The 12,416-nt window shown below is 55.6% G+C and carries 7 protein-coding genes; 5 read left to right on the top strand and 2 right to left on the bottom strand.

The features are described 5' to 3' along the window. Positions 1 to 243 precede the first annotated feature (243 nt). The 3 genes from KDD30_RS00305 to KDD30_RS00295 all read left to right on the top strand — a co-directional run bounded on the left by KDD30_RS00305 (position 244) and on the right by KDD30_RS00295 (position 4,308). A complete protein-coding gene (locus KDD30_RS00305; RefSeq protein ID WP_211646874.1) occupies positions 244 to 1,545 on the top strand; it encodes an anaerobic C4-dicarboxylate transporter in 1,302 nt (433 codons plus the stop codon). A 128-nt stretch (positions 1,546 to 1,673) separates the two neighbouring features. Continuing rightward, entirely contained in the window at positions 1,674 to 3,533 is a 1,860-nt protein-coding gene (locus KDD30_RS00300; protein ID WP_211646873.1) for a protein-disulfide reductase DsbD, read from the top strand. A gap of 136 nt (positions 3,534 to 3,669) precedes the next feature. After that, complete coding sequence (locus tag KDD30_RS00295) at positions 3,670 to 4,308, top strand: response regulator transcription factor (RefSeq protein WP_211646872.1); 639 nt, start codon at positions 3,670 to 3,672, stop codon at positions 4,306 to 4,308. Between the two features lie 171 nt (positions 4,309 to 4,479). Here the strand turns inward: KDD30_RS00295 and KDD30_RS00290 are convergent, their stop codons facing one another. Beyond that, on the bottom strand, positions 4,480 to 6,234 hold the full coding sequence (locus tag KDD30_RS00290) for a potassium/proton antiporter (protein WP_211646871.1): 1,755 nt from the start codon (positions 6,232 to 6,234) through the stop codon (positions 4,480 to 4,482). A gap of 411 nt (positions 6,235 to 6,645) precedes the next feature. Here KDD30_RS00290 and KDD30_RS00285 point away from each other — a divergent pair, with 411 nt between their 5' ends. Further along, a complete protein-coding gene (locus KDD30_RS00285) occupies positions 6,646 to 6,912 on the top strand; it encodes a DUF4212 domain-containing protein (RefSeq protein WP_211646870.1) in 267 nt (88 codons plus the stop codon). Positions 6,913 to 6,926: 14 nt separating this feature from the next. Further along, the gene (locus KDD30_RS00280; RefSeq protein ID WP_211646869.1) at positions 6,927 to 8,630 is read left to right on the top strand and encodes a sodium:solute symporter family protein; all 1,704 of its coding nucleotides are present in this window, start codon (positions 6,927 to 6,929) and stop codon (positions 8,628 to 8,630) included. Positions 8,631 to 8,870: 240 nt separating this feature from the next. Here the strand turns inward: KDD30_RS00280 and KDD30_RS00275 are convergent, their stop codons facing one another. Then, positions 8,871 to 12,335 carry a hybrid sensor histidine kinase/response regulator gene (locus KDD30_RS00275; protein ID WP_211646868.1) on the bottom strand — a complete coding sequence of 1,155 codons (3,465 nt, stop codon included), beginning with the start codon at positions 12,333 to 12,335 and terminating at the stop codon, positions 8,871 to 8,873. Between the last annotated feature and the right edge of the window lie 81 nt (positions 12,336 to 12,416).

Raw genomic sequence — 12,416 nt, 5'->3', positions numbered from 1 at the left:
GTATTGCACTGAAACCGATTCCGACAAGGAGCCGTTGAGAATACCCGGTTTCAATCATACCAATCAAAGTCAGTCAATGTTCAGAAATAACGCAGGAAAAATGTTTGAGAACAAGGCAGATTTTTTAGATAAGTAGTCATTCTACAATCAAAAAATCTAACGCAGTGATCGAACATTTGAACAAGCGAGGATGACCAGTGATTGACTGCGATTGGTATCACATCACCGCAGGGGTTGGTTGTCATGATTGGAATTGAACTGTTCGTTGTACTGGCTTTTATTTTTCTCGGCGCGCGGATCGGCGGGATCGGCATCGGATTCGCCGGTGGCGCCGGTGTTCTGGTGCTGTCGCTCGGACTGGGCCTGCCCGCCGGGCACATTCCGGTTGATGTCATTTTGATCATCATGTCAGTCATCACCGCCATCGCTGCCATGCAAGTGGCCGGGGGCATGGACTGGCTGGTGCATCTGGCGGAATGCTTTTTACGCAAACATCCCAAACGCATCACCTTCTATGCTCCGATGGTGACTTACGGCATGACACTGCTGGCGGGTACCGGGCACACCGCGTTCTCGACCCTGCCCGTCATCGCTGAAGTCGCGAAAGAACAAGGGATCCGGCCGTCCCGCCCGCTGTCGATCGCAGTGATTGCCTCTCAGATTGCCATCACCGCCTCCCCCATTTCCGCCGCACTGGTGTTCTTTTCCGGGTTGCTGGAACCTTTGGGGATCAGTTATCTGACGTTACTGGCCATCTGTATTCCGAGTACGTTTCTGGCCTGTATGGTCGGAGCGATGATCGCCAGTTTTTTAGGATGCGAGCTCAAAGATGATCCGGTCTATCAGGACAGACTTGCAAAAGGTCTGGTGAACGTTCAGGGCAGTCAGACCCGACAGATTCCGGCCAGTGCCAAACCGGCCACCTTTATTTTTCTCACGGCCATCGCTGCCGTCGTGATTTATGCCACGCTGGTGTCCGACGCCGTCGGCCTGATCCCTGATCCGGCAATGGGCCGGAACGATGCCATCATGGTCTTCATGCTGACAGCGGCCATGGCGATTGTGCTGCTCACCAAGATTGATGCGAGTCAGATCGCCAATGCCGCGACCTTTAAATCCGGGATGAGCGCCTGTGTGTGCGTGTTAGGGGTCGCCTGGCTGGGGGATACTTTTGTCGCCAGCCATATTGATGAAATCAAAGGCGTTGCCGGAGAACTGCTGGCTCAGTATCCGTGGATGCTGGCAGTCACACTGTTCTTTGCCTCCATGCTGCTCTACTCCCAGGGCGCAACCACCACGGCCCTGATGCCCGCTGCGCTGGCCATCGGCGTCTCACCCCTGACTGCCATTGCCTCCTTTGCAGCGGTCAGCGCGCTCTTTGTGTTGCCCACTTATCCGACCCTGCTGGCAGCGGTGGAGATGGATGACACCGGTTCGACCCGGATTGGCAATCTGGTGTTTAACCATCCCTTCTTCCTGCCCGGCGTGACCACGATTGCCGCCTCTGTCGCACTCGGTTTTGTGTTCGGTCCCATGATTGCGTGAAGGAAAACACCGATATGAAACTCTGACGCGTTTCCCCGGTCTGACAGGCATAGAGCAATCAGGTATAGTCGTCTGAAAAGCAGTCCGCTTTCAGGCGGCCAGCCCCTTACTGTTACGAGCCGAAATTGATGACGATATTGCGACATTTGCCCATCTCACGTTTGTTTGTCTTTGCGTGCCTGCTGCTCAGCCTGCCGTTGCGGGCCGAGTTTTCTCTGCCGGGCCTGACTGACAATGCGAGCCAGAACAGCTTTGTCCCTGTGGATCAGGCGTTTGCATTCAACTTTGATCAACGTGGTGATCAACTGGTGCTGGACTGGCAGGTCAAGCCCGGCTATTACCTGTACCAGCATCAGTTTTCAGTCACCACTCAGGACGCTGTGGTCGGTGAGATTCACCTGCCAGCCGGAACGCCTTACAAGGATGAGTTCTTTGGCGAGGTCAATATTTATCCGGCGTCTATGGCGCTGAATGTTCCGATCAAACAGGCCGGAGACAAGGCTACGCTGACCGTCCGCTATCAGGGCTGCGCCAAAGCCGGATTCTGCTACCCGCCGGAAACCCGTGAAGTCCCGCTGTTTGCCGTTACAGGCACACCGCCCGGCAGTCATGAGCCGGTCAAAGCAAACCTGATCCTCCCTGCGGCTGAAGCCGCTACTGCAACAAACCCGGCAAACGACACTCAATCTCGTCCGGACACCGCTGCCCCGCAGTCCCGGCAGGATCAGCTGGCCAGTGAACTGGCAGAACAGTGGTGGACGCCGTTGCTCTTTCTGGCGCTGGGCATCGGGCTGGCCTTCACCCCGTGTGTCCTGCCGATGTACCCGATTCTGACTGGCATCGTCCTCGGACGCGGCCAGCTCAGCACCAGCCGGACCTTTACCCTCGCATTCACTTATGTCCAGGGCATGGCACTGACTTACACCGTGCTGGGGTTAGTGGTCGCTTCGGCCGGACTCCAGTTTCAGGCCGCCTTACAGCATCCGTATGTGCTGATTGGCCTGAGTGCACTCTTCGTGTTGCTCGCGCTGTCGATGTTTGGCGCCTATACCCTGCAACTGCCCGCCAGTGTCCAGACCTGGCTGAATCAGCTCAGTAACCAGCAAAAAGGCGGCCAGTTGGGCGGGGTCTTTGCCATGGGTGCCATTTCCGGTCTGGTTTGCTCACCGTGCACCACGGCACCGCTGTCCGGCGCACTGATTTATGTCGCCCAAAGTGGGGACTTACTTACCGGTGCGGTCGCGCTCTATGCGCTGGCCATCGGGATGGGAATTCCGCTGATTCTGGTGGCCATGTTCGGCAACCGCCTGCTGCCCAAAGCCGGGGCCTGGATGGATCGGGTGAAAGCCTTCTTCGGATTTGTGCTGCTGGCCGTGCCGCTCTTCCTGCTGGAACGCATTCTGCCTGAATCATGGATGCCCTTCCTGTGGGCCGGGTTTGGACTTGCACTGTTTGGCTGGCTGTATCACGTCAAACAGGGCCTGAGCCATTCCTGGCGCAGCAGTCTGGTGGGCATCGTAGCCATTGTCGGTCTGCTCGGATCGCTGCTGCCGATCTACCAGGCCGTGTTCCAGACGTCCGGCTCTCAGACGGTCACAACTCCCGTCCCGGACATCACCTTCCAGCGGGTTGCTGATATGGCGGAACTGGATGCTGCGCTGGCTCAGGCGAAAGCTGAAGGAAAACCTGTGATGCTGGATTTCTATGCCGACTGGTGCGTCGCCTGTAAGGAATTTGATAAATATACCTTCCACGATGCGTCAGTTGCCCCGCAGCTGCAGCGCTTTGTCCTGCTGCAGGCTGATGTCACCCAAAGTACACCGGACGACATCAAGCTGCTGCAAAAAATGAACGTGCTGGGGCTACCGACACTGGATTTCTGGCATGCCGACGGTGAGCAGGCCCCGAAAGCACGCCTGACCGGATTTGTGGAGGCCGCACCTTTCCTCGATCACCTCAAGGCAAACCAGTTGATTGCTCAACCCTGATCTGAGCATACGCTGTCGGTATAAACTCCCCCTCAAGTGGCACCAAGGACCGGATCCACTTCGTATCTTGAGGGGGAACAAATTGATCTGACATTTGAGCAATGCTAGCGTTAACAAAAACTAGACTACGAATGCCATGGACGCTCAGTACACCATTGTCATCGCCGATGACCACCCGCTGTTTCGCAATGCCCTGTTTCAATCGGTGCATATGGCGGTCAGCAAAGCGAATCTGCTGGAAGCGGATTCCCTTGAAACGCTCCTACAACTGCTTGAGAAAGAACCGGATGTTGACCTGTTGCTGCTGGATTTAAAAATGCCCGGCGCCAATGGAATGTCCGGACTGATCCAGCTCCGTGCTCAATATCCTGAACTGCCTGTAGTGGTGGTTTCTGCCAACGAAGAAGCGTCGGTGATCCGTCAGGTCCGGCATCATGGTGCCTTCGGGTTCATTCCGAAATCCAGCGACATGCGGGCGCTGATCAGTGCGCTGAATCAGGTTCTGGACGGCGATCCCTACTTCCCGCCAGGGATTGGTGAAGATGAAGACAACCCGGAAATGGATGCGCTGGCGGCCAAGATTGCGACCCTGACCCCCCAGCAATACAAAGTTTTGTGTATGTTATCAGATGGGTTGCTCAACAAGCAGATTGCCTATGAGCTGAATGTCTCTGAAGCTACGATTAAAGCGCATATGACCGCCATCTTCCGCAAACTTGGTGTCAAGAACCGGACGCAGGCGGTCATCCTGCTCAACGAACTCGGAGGCGAGTAATACCAATCGCAGTCAATCACTGGTCATCCTAGCTTGTTCAAATGTTCGATCACTGCGTTAGATTTTTTGATTGTAGAATCACTACTTATCTAAAAAATCTGTCTTGTTCTCAAACATTTATCCTGCGCTATTTTTGATCACTGACTGACTTTGATTGGTATCAGTTCAGACTTACTCTTCTTCTGGCCCGTCCTTTTTCTCTTCCTCTTCTTCTGGCAGGCGTAAACCCACTTTAGTCACCTGCCAGTCGATCACGTCTGCAACGACCCAGTACAGGCCATTCCATTCAAAATTATCCCCCAGCACCTGATTCACCCCCAGATGCTGAATCACCAGATCCTTGAGCGTAAACGCCGGATCGATATCGCCCAGATCCAGACCGTACGCCACAGCCACATCGGCCAGCCGGGCGTTTGCATCCAGAAAGAAGTCCCCGAAGAAACGCACCAGTTCGGCTTTTTCAGGCGCTTCACTGAACAACTGGCTCAGCGCTTCCAGATCTTTTTCCTGCGCCAGCACACACAGCGTGTCCCCTTCCTCCAGCCGCGTACTGCCTGAAGGGTGCATCAGTTGCTCTCCCCGGAACACCGCCGCAATCCGGGTGCCTTGAGGTAAGAACAGGTTGCGTAGTGGCTCACCGATACACCATTTGTCGGCTTTCATCCGGTAAACGAACAACTCCCACTCCGAAGTCGGGAAGATCTCAACCCCGGTGCGCGACACCGGCTCCGGCCGGCTCGGGAGCTCGACTTTGGCCAGCGACATGGCTTTGGTCAGCGTTCCGCCCTGAAGGATCAGCGAGACCATGACCACGAAAAATGCCAGGTTAAAATACAGCTGCGCATTCGGCAGACCCGCCATCATCGGGAATACGGCCAATATGATAGGCACCGCACCACGCAGTCCCACCCAGGAGATAAACCATTTTTCTCGTGCCGTGAAACTGCGAAATGGCAGCAGGCCAATCCAGACCGATATCGGCCGGGCAAACAAAATCATACCGAAGGCCAGAGCCAGACCCGGCAGGGCGATATCCATCAGATTTGATGGTGTAATCAACAGACCCAGCACCAGGAACATGCCGATCTGGCTGAGCCAGGTCATCCCGTCCAGCACGTTCAGAATGGAATGACGACAGCGGGTCGGACGATTCCCCAGCAGCAGGCCTGTGAGATAAATCGACAAAATACCGCTGCCGCCCAGCGCGTTCGACACGGCAAAAATCATCAGGCCGCCGCTGACAGCCAGAATGGAGTACAGACCTTCGGGTAACTGGCTGCGATTAATGATCCGCCACAAGACCCAGCCGCCGGCCAATCCCAGCAATGTGCCGATGCCAAACTGTTTGACAAAACTCAGTGCAAGAAACCCGGCACCGAAGCTTTCTCCCTGACTGCTCAACACAGCAATCAGGGTGACGGTTAAAAAGACGGCCATCGGGTCGTTGGTACCGGACTCGATTTCCAGGGTCGAGCCGACCCGTTCGTTCAGACTGCGTCCTTTCAGCAAGGAAAAAACAGCAGCCGCATCAGTCGATCCCACAATGGCGCCCACCAAAATGCCCTGAAGCGGCGCAAGATCAAACAGCCACATCGCCATCAGGCCGGTCAGAACGGTTGTAATGGCAACGCCGACCGTCGCCAGTGTGATCGATGGCCAGAACGCAACGCGAAAACTGGCAACCCGGGTCCGCATTCCGCCGTCCAGCAGAATCACGGCTAGCGCCAGGTTACTGACCAGATAAGCCAGTGAATAATCATCAAATAAAATGCCACCCGGCCCGTCTTCACCGGCCAGCATCCCTACGGCCAGAAACACCAGCAGAATCGGGATCCCCAATCGGGACGACACCGGACTCAGGAGAACACTTAACGCAATCAGGAGTGCACCAACCAAAAAAAAGCTGTTAATTGTAATAGCGTCCACTCATCCTCCATTCATCATCTTTCTTGTTGTTATCTGTGCCCCTTGGTTCAGTGACACGCTTTTATATTTTGCCCTAAATTACAGCGACATTAAGAAAACTATATGTAAACAAATTCTCCAATCAACCAGTGTAATCCACTGAAAAATCGTTCTTCCACCAAGGGAAAACCGGAAACCGAGCCAACGAGCCCTTCAATCTCAGTCCCTTCTCCGCCTTATACTTTTGGCTAACTTAACACCAATTTAACATCGCATTTTTATTGACATAAATCACTAACCTATTCAATTCCAGCTTGTTTTGGTCGTTTTTTGCCCGACTAAAGTTGGACTGTGCCTCAGAAAGAAGCTTGCTATTGTCATCAGGTAACATTTCTTTAACTGAAAATGACAGACCATCATAAGGAGATGACCATGGCGTTTGAATCCAAGGAGCAAGCGCAAGCCTACTGGAAGGAGAACCTGACCATTATGGGTTCTTTGCTTGCCATCTGGTTCCTCGTGTCATACGGGGCCGGGGTATTGTTTGTAGATTTCCTCAATCAGTTCAATCTGGGCGGTTTTAAGCTCGGTTTCTGGTTTTCACAGCAAGGGTCCATTTATGTCTTTGTGGCACTGATTTTCGTCTATGTCTACAAAATGAATGCGCTGGACCGTAAGTTCAACGTTCACGAGGATTAAGGGAGTCGTCACTCATGGATATTCAAACCTGGACCTTCATACTCGTCGGTCTGTCTTTCGCGCTCTATATCGGGATCGCGATCTGGTCCCGCGCGGGCTCCACCAGTGAATTCTACGTCGCAGGCGGCGGTGTTCACCCGGTCGCGAATGGCATGGCGACGGCAGCAGACTGGATGTCAGCCGCTTCCTTCATTTCAATGGCCGGGATTATTTCCTTTGCCGGTTATGACGGCGGCGTATACCTGATGGGCTGGACCGGCGGTTACGTCCTGCTTGCGCTGTGTCTGGCACCTTACCTGCGTAAATTTGGCAAATTCACCGTGCCGGATTTCATCGGCGATCGTTACTACTCCCGAACTGCCCGTATGGTAGCCGTGTTCTGTGCAATCTTTGTTTCCTTCACTTATGTCGCAGGACAAATGCGGGGCGTCGGCGTTGTGTTTGCCCGTTTCCTTGAAGTTGATATCAACATCGGGATTATCATCGGGATGGCTATCGTGTTCTTCTATGCCGTCATGGGTGGCATGAAAGGGATCACTTACACTCAGGTCGCCCAATACTGCGTGCTGATTTTCGCCTTCATGGTGCCTGCCATCTTCACCTCCATCATGGTCACAGGTTCCGTGTTCCCGCAAGTCGGCTTTGGTTCGACCATCAGCGGTACTGATGTGTATCTGATGGATAAACTGGAAGGGCTGAGTACTGAACTGGGCTTCAACTCCTATATTGATGGCTCGAAGAGCATGGTGGATGTCTTCTTCATCACCGCTGCTCTGATGGTGGGTACCGCTGGCCTGCCTCACGTGATCATCCGTTTCTTCACCGTACCTCGCGTCAAAGATGCACGGATCTCTGCCGGCTGGGCACTGCTGTTCATCGCTTTTCTGTACACCACCGCGCCTGCCGTGGCAGCCTTTGCCCGCATCAATATGTTCGAAACCATTAATGGTCCGGACATGCAGGGTGTTGCTGCTGAACAGGCACCGGGCTGGGTCAAGAACTGGGAAAAAACCGGTCTGGTGGCCTGGGAAGATAAGAATGGCGACGGCAAGATGTTCTACTCAGGCGATGAGCGTAATGAAATGAACATCAACCGTGACATCATCGTTCTGGCAAGTCCTGAGCTGGCAAAACTGCCAAACTGGGTTGTCGCTCTGCTGGCCGCAGGTGGCCTGGCGGCGGCGCTGTCCACGGCGGCGGGCCTGCTGCTGGTGATCTCAACCTCGGTCTCGCACGACCTGCTCAAGAAAGGATTCAAGCCGAACATGACCGACAAGCAGGAGCTGAGGGCCGCTCGGATTGGTGCTGCACTGGCGGTGATTGGTGCAGGCTATCTGGGGATCAATCCACCGGGATTTGTGGCACAGGTGGTTGCCTTTGCCTTCGGCCTGGCTGCATCGTCCTTCTTCCCGGCGATTATCATGGGCATCTTCTATAAGAAGATGAACAAAGAAGGCGCGATTGCCGGGATGCTGAGCGGTATCCTGTTTACCGCGGCGTACATCATTTACTTCAAGTTCATCAACCCGGCAGCCAGCACCCCAGACAACTGGTGGTTCGGCATCAGCCCTGAGGGCATTGGTACACTGGGAATGTGTGTGAACTTCGTGGTGGCTATTGTCGTCAATAAATTCACCGCCGAAGTCCCAGAGGATGTGCAGGAGTTGGTCGAGTCCATCCGCTATCCGAAAGGTGCTGGCGAGGCGCATAGTCACTAAAACCGAGCATCGGCAATCATAACACTCAGTTGCAAACTCGGGGGAAACCCCGACCACTGGCGGAGCCGAAAGGCTCCGCTTTTTTTATCCGGCCAGATTCTCCTGAGCACCCAAGCAGTGCTCCAAAAAGACAAGCGGCATCAGTTCAGACTGAACACTCGCCGGGCAGGTCATCTCGCTGCGACCTTGCCCTGCGGACCCCGCGTGAGTGTGGCAGGTTGAGTTCGAATCAAACAGACTCTAGCTCATTTTTGCCTGGCTATACTGGTTGAGCAAAGAGCGCAGCTTCAGCGGCTTCACCGGCTTGCTGATAAAGGCAAAACCTTTCCGCCGGATGGTCTGCTGGGTTTCCGGCATCCGATCGGCGCTGATGACCACGCCGTTGAACACCCGCCCCAGTTTACTTTCACACTGCTCCAGCACATCCAGACCGGTTTCCTGATCGGCCAGATGATAATCACTGAGAATGACATCCGGTACCCACCCCTGCGCGCACTGAGCTAATGCAGCCTCGACCGACTCAGCCAGCCGGACTTCGCAGCCCCAGCGACTCAGCAGGTGGTCCATACCAATCAGGATCTCTTTTTCATTATCCACACACAGCACCCGGGTGCCGGAAAGCGGCAAAGTGTGTGCAGCCTGAGCTGATTCTGTCTCCAGTTTTGGCAGATGAATCGCCTGCCCCCGGCGAACAGACAGCGAAAAGACCGTCCCTTCCCCGAGCCAGGATCGCAGTGATAACGGATGATCCAGCACCCGGCTGATCCCCCGGGCAATCGCCAGACCGAGTCCGAGGCCATGCTCGCCGCGTCCACGGTCGATGCGGGTGAACTCATCAAAAATATGGGCCTGTTTCTCTTCAGGGATCCCCGGACCGTTATCCCAGACTTCGATCCGCAACTGGCTTCCGGTCCGACGAACCCCGAGCAGCACCCGGCCACCGGGGTTGTACCGGAATGCATTGGTCAGGAAATTCTGCAGTGCACGGCGCAGCAGCTTGGGATCAGAATGGACCAGCGCCTGACTGTCGACCACCGCGAAATCGATGCCCTGCTGTTTGGCGAGTGCGCTGAATTCGGCATTCAGATTGTTGAACACGTCACTGACCGGGAAAACATGCACATTCACCTGCAGCTTTCCGGCCTCCAGCCGGGACACGTCCAGCAAATCGCCGATCAGATCTTCCGCAGCACCCAGCGCGCTTTCAATATGATGGGCGAGCTTGGTACTTTCCGCATCTATTGCCACTTCCGTCAGTGACGATGAAAACAGCCGGGCGGCATTCAGCGGTTGCATCAAATCATGGCTGACGGCCGCCAGAAAACGGCTTTTCGACTGCGTCTGCTGCTCGGCATGCTGCGTGGCAGCCACCAGCTGACGGTTCAACTGTTGCAGCTCTTCTGTGCGCTGCAACACCCTGGCTTCCAGATTTTCGTTGGCTTCTTTCAGCGCCTCTTCCGCCTGACGGAACGCGGTGATGTCGGTAAAGCTCATCACAAAGCCCCCGCCCGGCATGGGATTTCCCTGAACTTCAATCACCCGGCCATCCGGCCGGATGCGGGAGGAGGTATGCGCGGTGCCATGTTGTAAATGCTTCACCCGCTTGGCGACATGGATCTCTGGATCGCCCGGTCCGCACAACCCCTGCCGGGCATTGTGCCGGATCACATCTGCGATGGGCCGCCCGACCTGAATCAGGCCCGGCGGAAAAGAAAAGAGTTCCAGATAGCGCTGATTCCAGGCCACCAGCCGCAGTTGCTTGTCAACCACAGCAATCCCCTGACTGATGTGTTCAATCGCCCCCTGCAGTAAACCACGGCTGAAATCGAACAGCTCTGAAGCCTCATCAACAATGGTCGCCACTTCTTCCAGCTGCATGTTCCGCCCCTGCAACGCCGACGTCAGAACCAGACGCGCAGATGAAGCGCCGAACACCCCGGCCAGAACACGCTCGGTATGCCGGATCAGACTGGCAGGTGCCTGCTGCTGAGGCATGAAATTGTACTGATGCTGTTGCGCGAAATGGCTGAACGCCTGGCGCATCCGCTTGCGGCCGACAAAACGTGCCGCCAGCAACTCCAGCTCAGAAACGGTGACCCGTGCCTGATATAACCGCGCATCATCGGCTTCTGGCATCGGCGCGCCCACAAAAGTCGCGGCCTGTAACCGCTCTGTCAGGGATGAGCGGGTGACGATGGAAATCACCACGTACAGCACGACGTTGATCGTCATACTCAGCAGCATCCCCCAATCCACGATGGTCAGTTCATTGAGCACTGGCAATGACGGGGGAGTCAGCAGCCAGAGCAGCAGGTTGGTCTCCGCCGTGCCCCCCAGCATGCCCGTCTGGCTCATCAAAGTGATGACCCACAGCGCTGTGCCGCCCAGCATCCCGGCGTACACCCCGTTGCGGTTCCCTTCCCGCCAGTAAATCCCTCCGAGCAGCGCTGGCGCAAACTGAGCAATTGCCGCAAACGACAGCAGACCAATCGCAGACAGGGATTCAATCTCATCCAGCACTTCGTGAAAGCCCCAGGCAGCCAGTAACAGCAGCAGGATCAGCGCACGACGGATATTCAGCAGTAACCCGGAAAATGCAGCATGATTGCGGCCAGACACCCGCAGCCGCCGCAGCAGCAGCGGCAGTACCAGATCGTTGGACGCCATAATCGCCAGCGCGATGGTCGACACAATCACCATGCCGCTGGCCGCAGACGTTCCGCCCAGAAACGCCAGCAAAGCAATGGTGTCGGCCCCCTGCATCAGCGGCAGGTTAATCACGTAAGTATCGGCAGATACGCCCGGTAACAGTACATTGCCCGCCAAAGCTAAGGGGATCACGAATATCCCCATCAGCAGCAGATAAACCGGGAAGACCCGGCGCGCGAGGTGCAAATCCGGCGCATGGGTATTTTCAACCACTGTGGTATGGAACTGACGGGGCAGGCAGATAATCGCCGTCATCGTCAGCAGGGTATGGATCAGGAAGCTGCCCGGATTCATTGAGGTCGAAGGCAGCACGGCGGCTTCAATCTGACTCAGTTCCAGCGCCGGGACTTCCCACCACAGCACCATGACAAAGAGCCCGACCAGTAAAAACGCGCCTAACTTCACCAGAGACTCAAAAGCGACCGCCATCATCATACCGCGGTGATGTTCTGTGGTATCCAGATGCCGGGTACCGAACAGCACAGTAAAAGCGGCCAGCGCCAGTGTGACCAGCCAGGCGATATCCCCATCATTCAGCCCGCTGTTCTGAGCGAGCTGAGGCGCGACCTGCGCCAGCCCCATGGTGATCCCCCGCAGTTGCAGGGCGATATAAGGCAGAATCCCCGCCACAGCGATCAGCGTGACCAGCACGGCCAGCCCCTGAGATTTGCCGTACCGGGCTGCAATGAAGTCGGCAATGGAGGTAATGTGTTCGCGCTTGGCGATCAGAATCAGCCGGGCAAATATCCGCCAGCCAAAGGTAAAGACCAGAATCGGTGCCAGATAAATGGGCAGGAAGGACCAGAGATCACGACTGGCCTGCCCGACCGTGCCATAAAACGTCCATGAGGTGCAGTACACCGCAATCGACAGGCTGTAAATCCAGGGACGCCAGCGCGCCATCCAGTGACTGTGTTTGTCGCCGTACCAGGCAATCAAAAACAATAAACCCAGATATGCCAGTGAGACCGGCACTACTATCCATCCCTGCTCCATCGGATCTCCCTGAATATCATCCTTGTGGCGGCCTTCGCCCGCACTGCAGTGTAACGCAGTTCAGTGCGGACATCCGCCCGG

It is taken from the genome of Photobacterium sp. GJ3, from assembly GCF_018199995.1.
GTDB lineage: Bacteria > Pseudomonadota > Gammaproteobacteria > Enterobacterales > Vibrionaceae > Photobacterium.
The sequence above is the reverse complement of the archived record's forward strand: the minus strand, read 5'-3'. Positions and strand labels throughout refer to the sequence as shown.